The 19,009-nt window shown below is 42.9% G+C and carries 15 protein-coding genes and 1 riboswitch; of the genes, 11 read left to right on the plus strand and 4 right to left on the minus strand.

Features of this window, described 5'->3' with window-relative positions:
• Positions 1-3: 3 nt before the first annotated feature.
• From KNL20_RS02150 to KNL20_RS02190, 9 genes are all read left to right on the plus strand, one after another.
• Positions 4-2,328, plus strand: coding sequence for a hypothetical protein (locus tag KNL20_RS02150; RefSeq protein ID WP_230399021.1), 2,325 nt, complete (start codon positions 4-6; stop codon positions 2,326-2,328).
• 15 nt (positions 2,329-2,343) lie between these two features.
• A complete protein-coding gene (locus KNL20_RS02155; RefSeq protein ID WP_230399022.1) occupies positions 2,344-3,276 on the plus strand; it encodes a metallophosphoesterase family protein in 933 nt (310 codons plus the stop codon).
• A 36-nt stretch (positions 3,277-3,312) separates the two neighbouring features.
• A complete protein-coding gene (locus KNL20_RS02160) occupies positions 3,313-4,602 on the plus strand; it encodes a Gfo/Idh/MocA family protein (RefSeq protein ID WP_230399023.1) in 1,290 nt (429 codons plus the stop codon).
• An 80-nt stretch (positions 4,603-4,682) separates the two neighbouring features.
• Positions 4,683-4,809, plus strand: a riboswitch (FMN riboswitch).
• Between the two features lie 110 nt (positions 4,810-4,919).
• Positions 4,920-5,564: an ECF transporter S component gene (locus KNL20_RS02165; protein ID WP_230399024.1), complete on the plus strand. Its 645-nt coding sequence runs from the start codon at positions 4,920-4,922 to the stop codon at positions 5,562-5,564.
• A gap of 136 nt (positions 5,565-5,700) precedes the next feature.
• Entirely contained in the window at positions 5,701-6,309 is a 609-nt protein-coding gene (locus KNL20_RS02170; RefSeq protein WP_230399025.1) for an NUDIX hydrolase, read from the plus strand.
• Positions 6,310-6,385: 76 nt separating this feature from the next.
• Positions 6,386-7,777 (plus strand): asparagine--tRNA ligase, encoded by a 1,392-nt coding sequence (gene asnS, locus KNL20_RS02175; protein WP_230399026.1) that lies wholly within the window; start codon positions 6,386-6,388, stop codon positions 7,775-7,777.
• 157 nt (positions 7,778-7,934) lie between these two features.
• Positions 7,935-8,981 carry a metallophosphoesterase family protein gene (locus KNL20_RS02180; RefSeq protein WP_230399027.1) on the plus strand — a complete coding sequence of 349 codons (1,047 nt, stop codon included), beginning with the start codon at positions 7,935-7,937 and terminating at the stop codon, positions 8,979-8,981.
• 3 nt (positions 8,982-8,984) lie between these two features.
• Positions 8,985-10,529, plus strand: coding sequence for an ATP-binding protein (locus KNL20_RS02185; protein WP_230399028.1), 1,545 nt, complete (start codon positions 8,985-8,987; stop codon positions 10,527-10,529).
• Positions 10,522-11,352, plus strand: a complete 831-nt coding sequence (locus tag KNL20_RS02190) for a deoxyribonuclease IV (protein ID WP_230399029.1) — start codon at positions 10,522-10,524, stop codon at positions 11,350-11,352. The genes KNL20_RS02185 and KNL20_RS02190 overlap by 8 nt, the downstream gene beginning before the upstream one ends.
• Before the next feature lie 39 nt (positions 11,353-11,391).
• Here the strand turns inward: KNL20_RS02190 and KNL20_RS02195 are convergent, their stop codons facing one another.
• The 4 genes from KNL20_RS02195 to murC all read right to left on the minus strand — a co-directional run bounded on the left by KNL20_RS02195 (position 11,392) and on the right by murC (position 16,317).
• Entirely contained in the window at positions 11,392-12,570 is a 1,179-nt protein-coding gene (locus tag KNL20_RS02195; protein WP_230399030.1) for a ribose-phosphate pyrophosphokinase, read from the minus strand.
• Positions 12,567-13,559 (minus strand): ATP-binding protein, encoded by a 993-nt coding sequence (locus tag KNL20_RS02200; protein WP_230399031.1) that lies wholly within the window; start codon positions 13,557-13,559, stop codon positions 12,567-12,569. Before KNL20_RS02200 ends, KNL20_RS02195 begins: the two co-directional genes overlap by 4 nt.
• A 9-nt stretch (positions 13,560-13,568) precedes the next feature.
• Positions 13,569-14,639 carry a DnaD domain protein gene (locus KNL20_RS02205; protein WP_230399032.1) on the minus strand — a complete coding sequence of 357 codons (1,071 nt, stop codon included), beginning with the start codon at positions 14,637-14,639 and terminating at the stop codon, positions 13,569-13,571.
• 298 nt (positions 14,640-14,937) lie between these two features.
• The gene (gene murC, locus KNL20_RS02210) at positions 14,938-16,317 is read right to left on the minus strand and encodes a UDP-N-acetylmuramate--L-alanine ligase (protein ID WP_230399033.1); all 1,380 of its coding nucleotides are present in this window, start codon (positions 16,315-16,317) and stop codon (positions 14,938-14,940) included.
• A 297-nt stretch (positions 16,318-16,614) separates the two neighbouring features.
• On the opposite strand from murC, the gene KNL20_RS02215 reads away from it, so the two are divergent.
• Positions 16,615-17,886 carry a glucose-1-phosphate adenylyltransferase gene (locus tag KNL20_RS02215; RefSeq protein ID WP_230399034.1) on the plus strand — a complete coding sequence of 424 codons (1,272 nt, stop codon included), beginning with the start codon at positions 16,615-16,617 and terminating at the stop codon, positions 17,884-17,886.
• A 1-nt stretch (position 17,887) separates the two neighbouring features.
• The gene (gene glgD / locus KNL20_RS02220; protein ID WP_230399035.1) at positions 17,888-19,003 is read left to right on the plus strand and encodes a glucose-1-phosphate adenylyltransferase subunit GlgD; all 1,116 of its coding nucleotides are present in this window, start codon (positions 17,888-17,890) and stop codon (positions 19,001-19,003) included.
• The last annotated feature ends 6 nt before the right edge of the window (positions 19,004-19,009 follow it).

Here is a 19,009-nt window from a genome sequence, read left to right on the forward strand (position 1 = left end):
ACTATGAGCCATGCAAAGATAGAAAGTATAAATGGAAGTCCTGCCCTTGTCGTTGATGGGAAACCGTTTCCGCCCATGGCTATGACTGCCAGGTTTGATCAGCCGGATTATATTCAGAAACTGGGAGAGTCCCATTTGAGAGTCTTTTTTTTAATGACAAATACAAACTGGCTGCGCCCCGGAAGGGACTATCTGAATCAGGATGGGGTCCGATGTCATGAGGAGGGAGGAATGGAAGCCTTTGTCAAAAATGCAGAAATCCTGCTGTCTCGGATACCGGATGCATATATGATTGTACGGATTGGTTTGCATCCTCCGATATCATGGATGGAAGAGAACCCTGAAGAGTTAATCACTTATCAAGATGGAACGCATGAACCAGCCGTTCTGGAATCAGAAGTACACAAAGATGAGGTTCCCGGTATGTATTCTTTCGCTTCGGAAAAATGGAGAGAGGATGCAAAAAGGGCTTTAAGGGATTTTTGCGATGAAGCAGATACGCTGCCTTTTGCGGATCGGATTATTGGATATTTTCTGGCAGCGGGAGGGACTTCTGAATGGTATCCGGTCAATGCCATCTGTGATAGGGAAAAGAAGAAGTATGGAGATTTTTCGCCCTCCTTCATTAAGTTCTACGGCGGTTTTTTGAAAAAGAGATACGGGAGTGTGGAAAAACTAAAAAAAGCCTGGAAAAAGGAAGAAGTATCATTTGAAAATCCCGATATTCCTAATGTGGAGGATCAGTACTATCTTTTTGTGGAAGAGGGAATCATGGATGCGATGAAATATTACGAAAGTGCAGAACGTATTCTTGGGAAATCCATTGACATGGACGGGGGAAAACCGGCGAATCTCGGCGTATTTTTGAATATGGAGGATTACCGGTATGTTGCGGATTTCTATGATGCTTTTCATGAAGCGACAGCGGATGCAATTAATTACTTTGCAAAGTTTCTAAAGGATCGGTATGAAGGAAAGGTAGTGGGAGCATTTTATGGGTCATACGGCTGTACGGATTATTATAACAGCAGCACGACGACATCTACCCTTTCCATATTGGATAGTGGATATGTGGATTTCCTGGCTGCACCAGGTGTTTATAATAACAGAGAGCCAGGTGGCTGCGTGGCACAAAGGGAAATGCAGGACTCTTTTCGATTACGGGGACAGATGTTTGTGGCAGAAGAAGACAGCAGGACACATTTGGAGGATGCGTTCTACAGGGATGCCATGGGCCTTTATGATATAAGGGACAGCATTATAACGCTGAAGCGGGACTTTGCAAGGATTTTATGTGAAGACATCTATGCATGGTGGTTTGATCAACATGAAAAAGGCGGAAGATATAAACATCAGGCTATATATGAATTATTTCAAAGGCAGGAAGAAATTGCCGCCTATGCCTATACGCTTGATCGCCGCAAGAAAAATGAAATTGCATTTATTTACGATCAGGAGAGCTGCCACACAGTATCCTGCTATACGAACACACTGATGCTTGATTATTACAGAACTTCGGAGTTGGCGAGGATCGGTGCACCGGTGGACTATTATTTCCATAATGATTGCGGCAGGGAAGATATGCCGGACTATAAACTCTATGTTTGCATGAATGTCTTTACTCTGACGGATGAGGAAAGGGATGAACTGATAAAAAAAGCCAGAAAAACCCATGCGGTTGTTCTCTGGCTCTATGCACCGGGATTTATCAATCCGGATAAAGATCCGGTCATGAGTAATGAGAATATCGAAGATCTGACTGGTTTTAAAACAGGTCGAATGGATCATACCTGCTCACCCAGGTTTAAGATTACAAATCTTACGCACCCGGCGGTACGCTATGCGGAGGAGGATTTCAGGTACGGTTATATTGACAGAGATGTACACAGCAATGTATGGCTGGAAAATGTGATTCTCCCCGCTTATATGAATCCGGGATTCTACATCGATGACCCGGATGCCGATGTATTAGGCACTTACTGCGAGATGGGCCTGCCTGCCTATGCGCTAAAAGAAATGGACGGCTGGACCAGCGTCTACTGTGCACCTCAGATCTTAAGGGCGCAGCTTCTGGCTTCACTTGCTGAATACGCAGGTTGCCATCTCTACAACAAACAGGATGATATCATCTATGCGAATGAAAACTTTGTTGCCATACACGCAGCCTGCAAAGGAATTCATACGATTTACTTTAAAGAATCCTGCAGTCCTTATGAAGTCTATGAAAAACGTTATTATGGACATAATGTGAAAAAACTGGATCTCAATATGCGGATGGGTGATACCATGATGTTTTTGGTGTCTCCGAAGGCTGATAAAAAAATATAGAGGGGTGGGAAAAAAATGCGAAAAGGATTCCATTTCAGAGAAGACGGAACATTTAAAATCATGCAGCTTACAGACATCCATTATACGGAGGATGATGCAGCTGACCGCCAGAGCGTAGCATCGATTCGTAAATGGATCGAGACAGAAAAACCTGATTTGATTATGGTTACAGGGGACGCAGTATACGGTGAGGATAATTTGAAGAATATTGAGAAGGTCATGGCTCCGCTTTGTGAATCTGCAATTCCATGGACTTATGTTTTTGGCAATCATGATGTGGAATTTAACAGCGATAAACAGACGTTGTTTTCTATGCTGGAAAAGATGAAGGGTTTTGCCGGATATGATGACAGGGAGGCAATTGATGGATACGGAAACCACATGCTTCCGATTTATGCACAGGATGGAAAACTTGCATGGGTCGTAGCCGGGATAGACGCAGGGAACAGAAATCCGCTGAAGCAGGTAGGAGGCTATGCCTGCGTAACAGCAAATCAGATTGCATGGTATCAAAACCAGTTGAGCAAGTTTGAGAAAGAGAATAAAAATTTCCAAGCTCTGGCTTTTCAGCATATACCAGTTCCGGAAATCGAAGAATTGTGGCGTTATGAGGAGTGTTTTGGTGTTAAAAGAGATGGATTTGGTTGTCCTCTGGTAAATGCAGGACAATTTCTCTCCATGTTACAGGATGGACATACAAAAGGATTATTCTTCGGACACGATCATCTGAATTCTTTCTGGGGGCATTATTACGGGATCACTCTTGGATATGGAAGAAAAAGCGGTTATGGAAATTATGGCGCTGAAGATTTCTTAATAGGAAGCCGCCTGTTTCTATTGAATGAAGAGAAACCGCATACTTTTGATACTTATGAGATTCTGGAAAACGGAACTCATGTATATTCACCATGGAAATACAGACCGCTTCAAAGGCGGGATGAGGGTTGATGCACCAACAGAAATAATTTTACAGGAGGAAAAGTAATGAGTAAGAGAATCAAAGTGGCAATCGCAGGATTAGGAAGCAGAGGGAAAGATGTTTATGCTCCGACAGCAAAATTATTTCCGGATAAGATGGAAATTGTGGCAATTGCTGATATTGATCCTGTAAAGGTAAGCGAAGTTGCAAAAGAGTATAGTGTGCCTGAATCCGGATGTTTTTCCAGTGCGGAAAAGCTTCTTGCACAAGATAAACTTGCGGATGTCATGTTTATCACAACACAGGACCAGCAGCATGTGAAACATGCGCTTCCGGCATTGAAAAAGGGCTATGATATTCTGTTGGAAAAACCAATTTCACCTGATCTGGACGAGTGCAGGGAGTGTGTTAGGGTTGCTAATGAATGCAGGAAAAAAATTGTGGTCTGCCATGTCCTGAGATACACACCCTATTACACGAAACTCAAAGAAGTCATAGGCAGCGCTGTCATCGGTGATATTGTCTCAATTATGGCTATAGAAAATGTAGGGTATTGGCATCAGGCACATAGCTTTGTTCGCGGCAACTGGAGAAACTCTGATACCACGAGTCCTATGATCTTACAAAAGTGCTGTCATGACTTTGATTTGCTTTTATGGTTATCCCAAAAGACATGTGCTTCTGTTTCTTCTTTCGGAAATACCTACTATTTCAAAAAAGAAAATGCACCGGAAGGTGCAGCCTTACGCTGCCTTAACGGATGTGAAGTGAAAGAACAATGCCCGTTTGATGCGGAGAAAATTTATATTACGAATGAGGATACAGGTGTGGCAAAAGGAAAGACAGGCTGGCCTGTTGATGTAGTTGCATCCCACCCTACGGTTGAGAGCGTCACAGAAGCAATTAAAACCGGGCCTTATGGCAGATGTGTCTATATGTGTGATAACAATGTAGTAGATCATCAAATCGTAAATATGAACATGACAGACGGTTCCACAATTTCTTTAACGATGGCGGCGTTTAATACGACAGGTTCCCGTTACCAGAAATTTATGGGAACAAAGGGCGAGATTGTTGCGGACTTATCGGAAAATACAATTAAAGTGACTCCGTTTGGAAAGAAAACGGAAGTGATTGATGTTTCAAAGTTGGCGACGGATTTTTCAGGCCATGCAGGTGGGGATAGCCGTATGGTGGAAGAATTTATCGATATGATTGCAAAAGGAACGGAACCGGAAGGAAATATGACATCGATAGAGCACTCTATGGAAAGTCATTATTGTGCCATTGCGGCAGAAAAATCAAGACTGGCCAATGGAGCAGTCATTGATTTGGAGACACTTAGGCAATTGTAAATTTTTGGGCAGCTACGAAGTAATTCAAAAAACCCTTGAAAATAACCATTTAATGAGTTATAATGGGAACAACTAAACAGGAGATTCTTCGGGGCGGGGTGTGATTCCCCACTGGCGGTACAGTCCGCGACCTGCTGTCTGTTGACAGCGGCTGAATCGGTGCAATTCCGATACCAACAGTTATAGTCTGGATGAAAGAAGAACGGTATACATTATTTTGCATATCAAGTGCCCCGGATTACGAATCCGGGGTTTTTCTGTATACCAAAGTATGCAAGGAATGCTCAGAATCTCCCACAGAAAAGGAGAATATGATTATGAGTTCAAACACAATGACAAATCTACACAACAATCCGGTAAGAGGGGCCACAAAGACCAGAACGATGGTTCAGATTGCAATGCTTGGCGGGCTGGCGGCAGTTCTTATGCTCTTTGAATTTCCGATGCCATTTCTGGCACCATCCTTTTACGAGCTTGATTTCAGTGAAGTCCCTGTTTTAATAGGAAGCTTTGCCATGGGGCCGTTGGCAGGTGCCTGTATTGAATTAATTAAAATTTTGATTAACCTGGTATTGAACGGAACAAATACTATGTTCGTGGGAGAGCTGGCGAATCTTTTGATGGGATGCGCTTTGGTAGTACCTGCAGGATTTGTCTATAAAAAACATAAAACAAAAAAATATGCACGGGTCAGTCTTTTAATGGGAACCATTTTTATGACAATTGCAGCGACATTCCTGAATGCGTATGTTCTTTTGCCCGTATATGGTAAAGCTTTTGGAATGTCGATGGATGTGATTATCGGGGCCGGAGCAGCTGTCAACAAATCGATAGACAGTCTGTTTAAATTCTGCCTGCTGGCCGTTGCGCCATTCAATATAGTAAAAGGGGTCCTGGTTTCGGCTATTACTCTTTTACTTTACAAGCACATCAGCAGACTGCTAAAGGGCCAGAACCTATAGTAACAGTTCAGACGTGCATAATCGAGCTGATGGCTGAACTGCTAATAACCTGTATTAACTATTAAGCCCCGGAGTTGCACTGACTCCGGGGCTCTGTTATAATGGTATAATAATGCGGGAATCGAGGAAATATTACATGGCACTTATTAAGGAAATCACAAAGCTGACTGATAACAAATATGTGAATTTATATTACCTGAAGGCAGAGAATAAAAAAGGAGCACCCCATAATTATTATGTGGCCTCCCGTGCCAGACGTCTTGAGGATTTGAAATGCAGGACAAAAGCAAATTCACCAGACGGTGTTATCATCTATAGTTTATATGGCGAGGATAAGGATCGGGTTGTACTGATACGACAATACCGGTATTCAATCGATGACTATATTTATGAATTCCCTGCGGGTCTGGTAGATGAGGGAGAAAACTTTCACCAGGCTGCAGTCCGGGAACTGCATGAAGAAACGGGTCTTGACCTGGAGACGATACCGGTGGAAACCGGTTATGAAAAGCCGTATTTCACAACGATTGGTTTGACGGATGAATCATGTGCTACTGTCTACGGTTATGCATCCGGAAAGATTACTGAAAAGTATCAGGAGGACAGTGAAGAGATCGAAGTTGTTCTGGCAGACCGCACTGAGGTAAAAAGAATTCTGAAAGAAGAAAATGTAGCCCTCATGTGCTCCTATCAGCTGATGCATTTTTTGAAAAATGAAGATCCGTTTTACTTTTTACAGTCATAAGGTCCGGCATGCCTTGCGAATTGTGCCGGAACAGAGTATAATCAAATCTTGAAAATCCACTAAGGGAGAGAATAGCATGAATATCACAAGTGTGCGCAGTATATATAAAAATCGGGAAAGCTTCCTGGATAAGGAGGTTACAGTAGGAGGATGGGTGCGCAGCATCAGGGACTCCAAAACTTTTGGATTTATCGTGCTTCACGATGGAACCTATTTTGAGACGTTACAAATTGTTTATCATGATAAGATGGGGAATTTTGAGCAGATTTCGAAGTTGAATGTGGGAGCAGCCATTATTGTAAAAGGAACGCTGGTGGCCACACCACAGGCAAAGCAGCCTTTTGAAATCCAGGCCGCAGAAATCACTATAGAAGGGCCATCTGCACCGGATTACCCTCTGCAGAAAAAGCGCCATTCATTGGAATACCTAAGGACGATACAGCATCTTCGCCCCAGAACCAATACTTACCAGGCAGTGTTCCGCGTGCGTTCCCTGTGTGCATATGCCATACACAAATTCTTCCAGGAGAGAGGATTTATATATGTGAATACGCCTCTGATAACGGGAAGTGATGCAGAAGGAGCCGGAGAGATGTTTCAGGTAACGACACTGGATCTTGCGAATGTTCCGAAAAACCAGGAGGGTCTGATTGATTACTCCCAGGATTTTTTTGGGAAAATGACGAATCTGACTGTGAGCGGGCAGCTGGACGGAGAGGCATTTGCCCAGGCGTTTAGAAAAATCTATACATTTGGCCCGACGTTCCGGGCGGAAAATTCCAACACGACCCGCCATGCGGCAGAGTTCTGGATGATTGAACCGGAAGTAGCATTTGCCGATCTGGAAGATAATATGGAATTGGCAGAAGCCATGCTTAAATACATTATCAATTATGTGATGGAGGAAGCACCGGAGGAGATGAAGTTCTTTCATTCATTTGTGGACAAGGGACTTATTGAACGATTGCAGCATGTGTCTAACTCTGAATTTGGCCGTGTGACTTATACAGAGGCGATTGAAATTCTGGAGAAAAATAACGATAAGTTTGAATACAAGGTACAGTGGGGCTGTGATCTGCAGACTGAACATGAAAGATACCTCACGGAGCAGGTGTTTAAGCGCCCTGTCTTTGTGACAGATTATCCGGAAGAAATCAAGGCGTTCTATATGAAGCAGAACGGGGATGGCAAGACCGTTGCCGCTATGGATTGCCTGGTGCCCGGTATTGGAGAGATTATCGGGGGCAGCCAGAGAGAAGATGATTATATGAAGCTTGCGCAGCGTATGGAGGAGCTCGGTCTGGATCCGGAAGGATATGATTTCTATCTGGATCTGCGTAAATATGGTTCCACCCGGCACTCCGGTTTCGGACTGGGATTTGAACGCTGTGTTATGTATTTAACAGGCATGAGCAATATTCGTGACGTCATACCATTCCCGCGTACAGTAGGAAACTGTGAATTATAATTGATTTAGCATTTACGGAGCGTGGCTAAAAGGGAATTCCTTATAAGGACAGGCTTTGAAAGTTCAGGAGCATACTCCTGAGTTTCGAAGCCTGTTCTTCGTATAAGAAGTTCATTATACGGGCTTAAAGATTGCCCCTGATAGATGGGAGGAAGCTATGAAAATTATACACATTGCAGATATACATCTGGGCGCGGAACCTGATATCGGTTCTGCGTGGAGTAAAGAGAGAAAGGCGGATATACAGGATACCTTTCAGAAAGTTATCACACGCTGCCGTGAAGAAAAGACAGATCTTCTGCTTATAGCCGGGGATTTATTCCATCACCCGCCATTGCTCAGGGAACTGAAGGGGGTCAATTACCTGTTTAAAAGTATCCCCGACACAACAGTGGTATTGATGGCTGGTAATCATGATTATCTGAAAAAGGACGGGTTTTTTGAAAAGTTCTCCTGGAATAAAAATGTGGTTGGCCTATGGGGTAACTCCTGTCAGAGAATAGAGATTCCCAAGCTGGACTTAGCAGTATATGGATGCAGCTATTATGGACGCGAGATTTTGGAGCCGTTATATGATGACGTCAGACCGGAAGGAAGTTGCAGGTATCATATCCTGGTGGCGCATGGAGGAGACGCCAGACATAGTCCCATAGACAGAAGAAAGGTTTTGGCAGCCGGCTTTGATTATGTGGCTCTGGGACACATACATAAGCCGGAGGTTATTGCAGAGAACCGGATGGCGTATGCTGGCGCTTTGGAGCCTGTCGATTGCAATGATTTGGGTCCGCATGGCTATATGAAAGTAACTATGAAAGAAGATGCTGTATCTGCAATATTTGTTCCGGAAGCCGTCTGCCAGTATAAGGTACTGGAAGTGAACGTGAGTGAGGAAAGTACACAGTATGAGCTGGAGAATATTGTAAGTGAAAAGATCCGCAAAGAAGGAGTTCGGGATATCTATCATCTTTACCTGAAGGGGATGCGCGATCAGGGGATGGAATTTAATCTGTTAAGGCTTATGAAAAAAGGACGCGTGGTGAAAGCCAAAGACCTTACACATCCCTGTTATGACTTAGATGAGCTTGCCCGGATTTACGATGGCAGCCTGATTGGAGAATATATCAGAAGACTCAGGGGGTCAGACGATATTGGAGAAAGGGCACTTTATTACGGATTGGAAGCACTGCTGGAAATGAAGAGGTGATTAATGAAACTAAAAGAGTTAAATATAAAGAACTTCGGTAAATTCTATAACCATTTTATTGCCTTGGAAGACGGTATCAATCTCATATACGGAGATAATGAAGCTGGGAAGTCTACGATACACGCATTTATTCGCAGCATGCTTTTCGGCTTAAGCAAACAGCGGGGCAGGGCATCAAAAACAGACATGTATCATCAGTACGAGCCCTGTGAAAATCCCGGATTCTATGCCGGATCCCTCAGGTTTGAAAGTGGAGGAAGGCACTTTCGTCTGGAGCGGAATTTCAGCCGGGAAAATTTTCGGGAGGAATTGCTATGCGAAGATGACGGAGAGCGTCTTTCTGTAGCGGATGGCGATTTGAGGATGCTGCTGGGAGGAGTCAGCCGGTCCATCTACGACAACACGGTTTCTGTGGGGCAGATGAAGAGCAAAACGGATGAAGAACTGACCAGAGCGCTTCGAAATTATATGGCGAATTACCAGGGAGATGTAGATCAGGAAACAAATCTGGAGGAGGCGATAAAGTCGTTGAAAACCAGAAAAAAAGAGCAGGAGGAGAAAAGAGATGTATTAAGATCCCGTCTGGAGGAGCAGGAAAGACAGCTGCAGTCACGGATCGAATTTTTACAGGAGGAATTAAAACATAAGACTGATAATCTGGAGCAGACCAGGGAACAATATCAAACGAAGGCATATGACCCCGAAAGGTCTGAAAAAGAAGGAGCGCATTCAAATCACGAGAATAGATTTAATAGAAAAAAGAGATATATCGCAGTTGCTGTTATTGTCTCTTTCATCTTTTTGAGTATTTTTATAGTTTTCAAAGTTCCCGGCATGGCTGCCAGAGGAGGTTTGCTGGCAGTAATTGCAGCTCTTGCCTGGGCTGTAGCCAGGATATGGATGCATCCTCACAAAGGGGAATTTCATGCAGAGGGGGAAATTGAAGATGAATCCCTGAAACTTCAATGGAATATGGATTATCTGCAGTCGGATATCACAGAACAGAAGATGATACTTGAAGAGATGAGAACAGAGGAAGAGAATCTTCAAAAGACCATGGCAGAACCCAGTGAATATGAAGAAGAGATAAAGGCGATTGAACTCGCCATGCAGGTCATAGCGGATATCGCCCTCACGATGCAGCAGGAAATCAGCCGTCAGCTGAAGAAAAAAATTTCTGAAATCATATATGAGCTGACAGGAGGAAGATACACGCAGGTCACGATTGATGAGAATTTTGAGATTTTGCTGCATACAAGGGAAACTTGCATACCTATCTATCAAGTGAGCAGCGGAACCGTGGAACAAGTGTATTTTGCACTTCGGATGGCAGTTATGGATATCTTATGCAAAGAGGAGGAGATGCCGCTTATACTTGATGAGGTTTTTGCCATGTATGATGAAAAACGCCTGGAGCGTGCGCTTAGATGGCTGCATGGAAATAGGAGACAAGTGCTGTTGTTTACCTGCCATGACAGAGAAGAACGCCTGCTTAACAGGCTTGAAATTCCTTATCATAAGGTAAAGTTAGGAGGAAAGTATGATTAAAATAGGATGCCACCTGTCTTCATCCAAAGGCTTTCTGCATATGGGGCAGGAAGCGGTAAGCATAGGAGCCAATACATTCCAATTTTTTACAAGAAATCCGCGGGGGAGCAAGGCAAAGCCGCTTGATATGGAGGACATCCATGCATTCCGGCAGTTTGCCGAAGAACATGGAATACCTGTGATACTAGCCCATGCTCCGTATACCTTGAATCCTTGCTCAGGAACAGAAAGAACACGGGAATTTGCGTTTGAGACGATGGAAGACGATCTGAGGCGCATGGAGTATCTCCCGGGTAATTATTATAATTTTCATCCGGGAAGCCATGTCGGACAGGGAAGTGAAGAAGGAGTGCGCCAGATTGCGGAAGTACTGAATCATATACTGCGGCCGGAGCAGACAACCACAGTGCTGCTGGAAACTATGGCGGGTAAAGGAACAGAAGTAGGCAGATGCTTTGAAGAACTGCATGAGATAATAGAACGAGTGGAACTTAGCAGTCATGTAGGGGTTTGTCTGGACACCTGCCATGTATATGATGCGGGATATGATATTGTTCAGAATCTGGATGGTGTGATTGCAGAATTTGACAGGATTATCGGTCTGGACAGACTAAAGGCAATCCATATAAACGATAGTAAAAACCCTTTTGAAAGCCACAAGGACCGTCATGAAAGGATTGGAGAGGGAGCCCTTGGGCTGGAGGCTTTTGTCAGAATCATCAATCACCCCAAATTGAGAGAACTGCCCTTTTATCTGGAAACACCGAATGAACTTGCAGGGTATGCACGTGAAATTGAGTTATTAAAAGAGAATTATATATGATACAAGGAAAGCTGCCAATGGCAGCTTTTTCGCATATCATCAGATCTTTTCATGATTTTTAAATTTATTCAAGACTTTCTGGATACGTTCCACAGGGTCCAGGAGGGCGCTGATAGAAGAATCATGATTCAAGGTATCGATGAGCAGCGCGATGTATTTACTTAAATCACAAGTCACATACCAGGGCTTACTCAACAGTTCGGGGGTCTGGTATACAAGATTAGTAGTCAGAACCTTTGTGAACAGTCCCTGCTCATAAGCACAGTCAAACTTTTCCAGACCATTAGTAAAAAGGCCAAAGGTCGAACACAGATAGAGATTTCTTGCTCCACGCTTTTTCAGAAGCGTGGCAACTTCTATCATACTGTCACCGGAGGAAATCATATCATCGATGATGATCATATCTTTTCCCGACACATCGGCACCCAGAAATTCATGAGCAACAATAGGGTTGCGTCCGTCCACAATCGTGGAATAATCTCTGCGCTTATAAAACATACCCATATCCACGCCAAGATTATTGGCCATATAGATTGCACGTTTCATACCACCTTCGTCAGGGCTGATTACCATCAAGTGGTCGCTGTCAATCTGCAGGTCACTGCCATGGCGCAGAATGTTTTTAATAAACTGATAAGCGGGTTGTACGGTCTCAAAGCCATGAAGAGGGATTGCATTTTGAACCCTGGGATCATGGGCATCAAACGTTATAATATTATCCACCCCCATGTCCACAAGCTCCTGAAGTGCGATGGCACAGTCCAGAGATTCTCTTCCGGAACGTTTGTGCTGGCGGCTTTCATAGAGAAATGGCATGATGACATTGATACGCCTTGCTTTTCCTCCAACGGCGGCTATTATGCGTTTCAGATCTTGAAAATGATCATCCGGCGACATATGACTTTCCTGTCCGAAAAGTTTATAGGTCATGTTGTAATTACAGATATCAACCAAAATATAAATATCATCACCGCGCACTGATTCACCCAGAATACCTTTGGCCTCACCAGTGCCGAACCTTGGAACTTTAGATGGAATAATAAAGCTGTCTCTTTGATATTCGTGTAGAATAGCAGTGGATTTATGCCCTCGCTCCCTTCGCCAGGATACCAGATAATCATTCACTTTTTTACCGAGTGCGGTACAGCTTTCCAGCGGTATGATCCCCAGTCTTCCCACTGGTAAACCATCATAATAGTTTTCAGATTCCTCACTCATTGCGTTCTTCCTCCCAAAAGTTTTTTCTGGATACGTATATCGTTTCCAAATAGTTTGATTATAGTATAGTTACTTGAGATGCGGGAAAATGTCCTTTCAGAGTAAATTTCAGCAAACCTGTCCAAAGAAAGATTTGTGGAAATGATTGTGGATTTTTTCCGAAGCATCCGTTCATTGATGCACAAGAACAATTGCGAAGATACAAAGGAGTTTGTGAGTTCTGTTCCAAGATCATCAATAATTAACAGATCACAGTCAAAGATATTACTTTGGTTTTCCTTTGCTTCTTCGGTTGTGGAAAAAGTGTTTCTGGCGAATAACTCAAATAAATCAAATGCTGTAAAATATACAACACAGAAAGAGCGGTCAATGAGATCTTTTGCAATGCAGTGAGAAAAAAAGGTTTTTCCCACTCCGGTATCTCCGTAGAAAAAAAGATTCTCAAAGCTGCTGTGAAAAGTATCCACAAAGTGATGGCAGCGTTTCAATGCCAATGCCGCAGTATCATAAGAACTGATACCTGTGACTTTATTAATCAGATCTTTCGAATAATAATTCAAATCACAGCAGTCAAAGTTTTCACTCTCCAAAACATCACGAATATTTGACTGATCATATAAAAGTTCAGTCTCGGCTTTCTTAAAGCATGTACACTTCTGATTATCTATATACCCTGTATCCTTGCACAGGGGACAGTCATACTTTAAATCCAGATAATCTTCAGGATATCCAAAAGCAAGAAGAAGTTCTGCCCTCTGGGAGGATAATTGCCTGATTGCTGCCAAAAGATTCGTATTATCGTGAGAACCACTGAACTTTGCACGTATTTTGGCGAGACTGATTTCAGTAATCTTTGCGTCAATCCGGGCAAGCTGCGGAATGCGGGCATAGGCCTCTTTTATATGCTCATCCCGAAGGTGTCTGTGCTTGTGCTGTTTTTCACTGTAGACACGCATAATTGCATCATACTGTGCATTCGAAAGTGCCATTACATCTCCTTACTGGTTTAATAGTTGTTTTTCCAATTTTTCATAATCATATTCACGCTGGTGAAAATTATTGAATTTATTTGCTGCCTTAGACTTAGTCTCTGCACCCTTCTCGGACGCTTTCACCCGTTTCTGATGCTGTTGATCCAGTCCGTCGATATCACTCGGTGATTTAACATTATTCTGCCGCCAGTTGGACAGAATGCCCTCTGCATATTTAAAGCTTGGCTTGGCAGTCTGGGAAATTGTTCTGGAACATGCTTCTTTTATAATGTCAAGTGAAAACCCATATTCCTTCATCCACCGGTTCATAAATTCCACTTCGGTAGCAATCGGATCCCGTCCCCGGATTCCGAAAGCTTTTAAAATAGCATAATAATCCCTGCTCCAGGTATTGGTCCGCTGTTTAGCGGCGTCCACTGTATGTACGTTCTCCTGGTGCCAGGCAAGTCCTACCTTTTCTATGTAACTTAAGCTCCTGTGATTTTGGGAAACACAGTACTCTATTAAATACTCCACCAGATCCAGGGGAAAATGCAGTTCATCATAGAAATAGAGAATTCTCTGCATATCTGTGGCACTCAAGGTTTTTTTCAGGTACTGCTCCGCAAGAAAAAGAAGCTGTCCAATATCCGGGTTCTCCTTCTGAAGCTGCCTGATAGCTCCTGGGGACAGATATTTGGGCGGCTGTGGGCTGCCGGGTTCCTCCTGCTGTGCCGGTGATTCCTGCCCGGATACAGTAACAGCGGTTTCCATAGAGGCAGGAGCTGCTGAAGCACTTTCCAAAGGCAGCAGTGAAAGCCCTGAAAGTTTCCTTTCAGAATCGAATTCAAGTTTCAGGATACCTGCTTTCTGCCAGTATTTCAAGGCCCTTAGCACATCCTTCTCCGTACAGGAAAAGGCGTCTGCAATAGAAGACAGGCTGATAGCCGCAGTGCGTCCGTGCATCACGTAAAGCAGGTACAGATAAATCTTTACAAATTCACCGTTGGCTTCGGGCATGTATTCATTTATAAATATGTCCGGAACAAGAGTCACTGAGGCCGAACGCATATCCTTAATGGTCAATATACTGCTCATCTAAAACACCCTTCTTTCAAGTACATCCAGTATAGCACAGTATTCCTCTTCTGAGAATAGCTAAAGTGTATCAAATTGTGAGCTCCAGTCGAACAGATAATACTTTGTGGATAATGTTTATAATGTGGATAAAAAAATCCCGCTGTCATTATTTGGAGGATGAAAAGAGAGAAAATGTTGGATTTAAGGAAAAAAGCGAGAATTTTGTCGATTACATTATGTAAACAGAGAACTGTTAAAAAATCCACGTGATTACACAAAGAAAAATGTGTATAATCATGTGGATAATGTGCATAACTTATACTCCTAAAAGATTTTCTCCGATTTTTACAACATCTCCGGCTCCCATAGTTATCAACAAATCGCCGGGCTCACAATTTTCCAATAAATAATTTTCTATCTCATCAAAGGTAGGAAAATATTGGCATTCAGTGCCCAACTTTAGAATTTCCTGCTGAAGGTCTTTAGAGGAGATTCCAATTGTATTTTTTTCCCGGGCAGCATATATATCTGCCAGCAACACTTTATCTGCCAGAGTCAGCGCCTTTGCAAAATCTCCAAGAAGTGCTTTTGTTCTGGTATAGGTATGAGGCTGAAATACACACCAGGTTGTCTGATGAGGGTATTTCTTTGCGGCTTTTAAGGTGGCGGTGATTTCTGTCGGATGGTGAGCGTAATCATCTATGACAGTCACTCCTCCGATTGTCCCTTTATATTGAAAGCGCCGGTCGGTTCCTGTAAAGGTTGAGAATCCCTCCTGTATTGTAGCTGTATCCAGGCTCAGCCGGTGTGCCAGAGCAATCGTAGCCAGGGCGTTGGAGACATTATGCATGCCCGGTATGCGCAGAACAAATTCCCCAATGGGTTTCCCATGAAAGATACAGGTAAAAGAAGGGCAGCCCATTTGATCAAAGATAATATCAGCGGCTGTGTAATCAGCGGAATTTTCCAATCCATAAGTAATGACTTCACAATTAAGACCTTCAGTTATGGATTCGTATTTTGGTGTATCCGCGTTGATAATCAATGTGCCGTCAGAAGGCAGGAGAGCAGCAAATTTATGAAAAGAATGACGAATATCATCAATATCTTTAAAAAAGTCAAGATGATCTGCATCGACATTCAATATCAGACTGATTTTGGGAAAGAAACTTAAAAAACTATTTGTATACTCACAAGCCTCAGTAATAAATATCTCAGATTTACCTACTCTGATATTACCATGAATGGAAGGGAGAATTCCTCCGACAGTTATGGTCGGATCACAGTCTCCGGCCATAAGAACATGGGAGGCGAGAGAAGTGGTAGTAGTTTTGCCGTGAGTTCCTGAAATTGCAATAGGGGTTTCGTAGTTCTTCATAATCTGCCCCAACAACTGGGCCCGGGTCAGCATTGGAATTCCCTTTTCCACTACACAGGCATATTCCGGATTATCAGGATGAACTGCAGCTGTATAAACCACCAGATCTATATCATCTGTTATGTTGGAGGGCACCTGGGAATAATGTACTTTGATGCCCAGTTTTTCCATCGCTTTCGTAAGCTCACTTTGCTTTATATCAGATCCTGATATCGAAAACCCTTCTTTAAATAAAATCTCAGCGAGACCACTCATACTGATTCCGCCAATACCTATAAAATGCACATGGATGGGTGTATTAAAATCAACTGTATACATATTGAAAATCCTCTTTAATTAATAATTTTTTTATCATTATACGCTTTTAACCATGAAAAGTAAATATATAAGACAGAACGCTGCCGGAACCGCATCTGAAATCCCGAAGGAGGCTTTGCCTGAATGAAATTGTTGTTAATTGTAAAAAAAAGAAAAATAAAAGAAAATGCTGAAATGAAAATTAGGTAAAAAGTTATAAAATGTAGGAAAAAAGATTTGAAAAAATATAAAAAATGTTCACAATTAATTCAAAATATGTTATAATATAATATATTATATACGACAAGAGGTGATTGCATGATTAAAAAAGAGATGATAGCAATGCTGCTTGCAGGTGGTCAGGGCAGTCGTTTAGGTGTACTTACACAGAATGTTGCAAAACCTGCGGTTGCATTTGGCGGAAAATATCGTATTATAGACTTTCCGCTCAGTAACTGTATTAATTCAGGCATTGATACAGTCGGTGTTCTTACCCAATACCAACCCTTGCGGCTCAATACGCATATAGGAATCGGCATTCCCTGGGATTTGGATAAAAACGTTGGCGGTGTTACGGTACTGCCCCCATACGAGAGAAGTACAAACAGTGAGTGGTACACTGGAACGGCAAATGCAATCTACCAGAACATGGATTTTATGGAAAATTATAATCCGGACTATGTTCTAATCTTATCAGGTGACCACATCTACAAAATGGACTATGAAGTGATGTTGGATTTTCACAAAGCCAACAAGGCAGATGTTACAATCGCCTGTATGCCGGTTCCGATTGAAGAAGCCAGCCGTTTTGGAGTCATGATCACGGATGGCAGTGGCCGTATTACGGAGTTCGAGGAAAAACCGGAGCATCCCAGAAGCAATCTGGCTTCTATGGGAATTTATATCTTTAGCTGGCCGGTATTAAAAGAAGCACTGCATGCACTGAAGGAGCAGACAAGCTGCGACTTCGGCAAACATGTTCTTCCATACTGCAGGGATAACGGGAAAAACCTGTTTGCCTATGAGTTCAATGGTTACTGGAAGGATGTGGGGACCCTTGCCTCTTATTGGGAAGCTAATATGGAACTGATTGACATTATTCCCGAGTTTAATCTGTATGAGGAATTCTGGAAGATCTATACGAAGGGGGATGTGATACGTCCTCAGTACGTATCCGGCGAAGCTGTTATTGAGCGAAGTATTATCGGCGAAGGGACTGAGATTTATGGAGAAGTACATAATTCGGTGATAGGGGCGGATGTCTATATTGCTAAGGGGGCTGTGGTTCGGGATTCCATTATCATGCGGCATAGCAGAATCGGCGAGGGAACACAGGTGGACAAGTCGATTATAGCGGAGAACGTTAAAGTTGGCGCTAATGTACAGATGGGGGTTGGTGAGGAACAACCGAATGTGCTTAAGCCCCATGTATACTCCTTTGGACTTGCTACTGTTGGTGAGAACTCTGTTATTCCTCCTAGTGTACGGATTGGAAAAAATACCGCCATCGTTGGAGAGACCACTCCGGAGGATTATCCGGATGGGGAACTGGTATCCGGCGGTGTGATTCGAGAGAAGGGCGGTGAATAATATGAGAGCACTTGGTATTATTTTAGCAGGCGGCAATAACAATAAGATGAAAGAGTTATCTAATAAGAGGGCAATTGCAGCCATGCCTATTGCAGGCAGTTACAGGAGTATAGACTTTGCTCTGAGCAATATGGCAAACTCTCATATTCAGAAAGTGGCGGTTTTGACACAATATAATGCAAGATCCCTGAATGAACACCTGAGCTCTTCAAAATGGTGGGATTTTGGACGCAAGCAAGGAGGAATGTATGTATTCACGCCCACGGTCACAGTTGGAAACAGCTGGTGGTACCGCGGCACGGCGGATGCAATTTACCAGAATCTGTCTTGGCTCAAGCAAAGTCATGAACCATATGTCGTGATTGCTTCCGGAGATGGAATATACAAGCTGGATTATAATAAAGTTCTGGAATATCATATTTCAAAGCGGGCAGATGTCACTGTAGTCTGCACGGAATGCAGGGAGGCGGATACCAGCCGGTTTGGTGTTCTAAAGATGAATGAGGATTGCCGGATTGAAGAATTTGATGAGAAGCCCATGGTTTCGCAGTCAAATCTTATATCAACAGGTATATATGTCATTCGCAGAAGGCAGCTGATAGAGCTGATAGAACGTTGCGCACAGGAAGACCGTCACGACTTTGTAAAGGATATTCTGATACGATATAAGAATCTGAAAAGAATCTATGGTTATAAAATTAATACGTATTGGAGCAATATTTCTACGGTAGAGTCGTATTATAACACGAATATGGACTTCTTAAAGCCGGAAGTACGGGAATATTTCTTTGGAGAATATCCGGGTATTTATTCCAAAATCGATGATTTGCCGCCCGCTAAGTATAATCCCGGCAGCTGTGTAAAGAACAGCCTGATTGCCAGCGGCTGTATTATCAATGGACATATTGAAAATTCAGTGATTTTTAAGGATGTGTATGTGGGCAATAATTGTGTGATTAAGAACTCTATTGTGTTAAATAATGTTTACCTGGGAGATAACACGCATATTGAAAACTGTATTGTGGAGAGCCGTGGTACAATCAGGGCGAATTCATACTATTGTGGAGAAGATGGTATCAAAATTGTAGTGGAGAAGAACGAAAGATATGCAATCTGAAAACTG

It is taken from the genome of Novisyntrophococcus fermenticellae (assembly GCF_018866245.1).
Lineage (GTDB): Bacteria > Bacillota > Clostridia > Lachnospirales > Lachnospiraceae > Novisyntrophococcus > Novisyntrophococcus fermenticellae.

What these genes read in the sequence shown, in the direction of transcription:
- asnS (WP_230399026.1), top strand. Translation starts at nt 6,386, where the DNA reads ATGAATATCACAAGTGTGCGCAGTATATATAAAAATCGGGAAAGCTTC.
- KNL20_RS02155 (WP_230399022.1), top strand. Translation starts at nt 2,344, where the DNA reads ATGCGAAAAGGATTCCATTTCAGAGAAGACGGAACATTTAAAATCATG.
- KNL20_RS02165 (WP_230399024.1), top strand. Translation starts at nt 4,920, where the DNA reads ATGAGTTCAAACACAATGACAAATCTACACAACAATCCGGTAAGAGGG.
- KNL20_RS02205 (WP_230399032.1), bottom strand. Translation starts at nt 14,639, where the DNA reads ATGAGCAGTATATTGACCATTAAGGATATGCGTTCGGCCTCAGTGACT.
- KNL20_RS02180 (WP_230399027.1), top strand. Translation starts at nt 7,935, where the DNA reads ATGAAAATTATACACATTGCAGATATACATCTGGGCGCGGAACCTGAT.
- KNL20_RS02190 (WP_230399029.1), top strand. Translation starts at nt 10,522, where the DNA reads ATGATTAAAATAGGATGCCACCTGTCTTCATCCAAAGGCTTTCTGCAT.
- KNL20_RS02200 (WP_230399031.1), bottom strand. Translation starts at nt 13,559, where the DNA reads ATGGCACTTTCGAATGCACAGTATGATGCAATTATGCGTGTCTACAGT.
- KNL20_RS02170 (WP_230399025.1), top strand. Translation starts at nt 5,701, where the DNA reads ATGGCACTTATTAAGGAAATCACAAAGCTGACTGATAACAAATATGTG.
- KNL20_RS02195 (WP_230399030.1), bottom strand. Translation starts at nt 12,570, where the DNA reads ATGAGTGAGGAATCTGAAAACTATTATGATGGTTTACCAGTGGGAAGA.
- glgD (WP_230399035.1), top strand. Translation starts at nt 17,888, where the DNA reads ATGAGAGCACTTGGTATTATTTTAGCAGGCGGCAATAACAATAAGATG.
- KNL20_RS02185 (WP_230399028.1), top strand. Translation starts at nt 8,985, where the DNA reads ATGAAACTAAAAGAGTTAAATATAAAGAACTTCGGTAAATTCTATAAC.
- KNL20_RS02160 (WP_230399023.1), top strand. Translation starts at nt 3,313, where the DNA reads ATGAGTAAGAGAATCAAAGTGGCAATCGCAGGATTAGGAAGCAGAGGG.
- KNL20_RS02215 (WP_230399034.1), top strand. Translation starts at nt 16,615, where the DNA reads ATGATTAAAAAAGAGATGATAGCAATGCTGCTTGCAGGTGGTCAGGGC.
- murC (WP_230399033.1), bottom strand. Translation starts at nt 16,317, where the DNA reads ATGTATACAGTTGATTTTAATACACCCATCCATGTGCATTTTATAGGT.
- KNL20_RS02150 (WP_230399021.1), top strand. Translation starts at nt 4, where the DNA reads ATGAGCCATGCAAAGATAGAAAGTATAAATGGAAGTCCTGCCCTTGTC.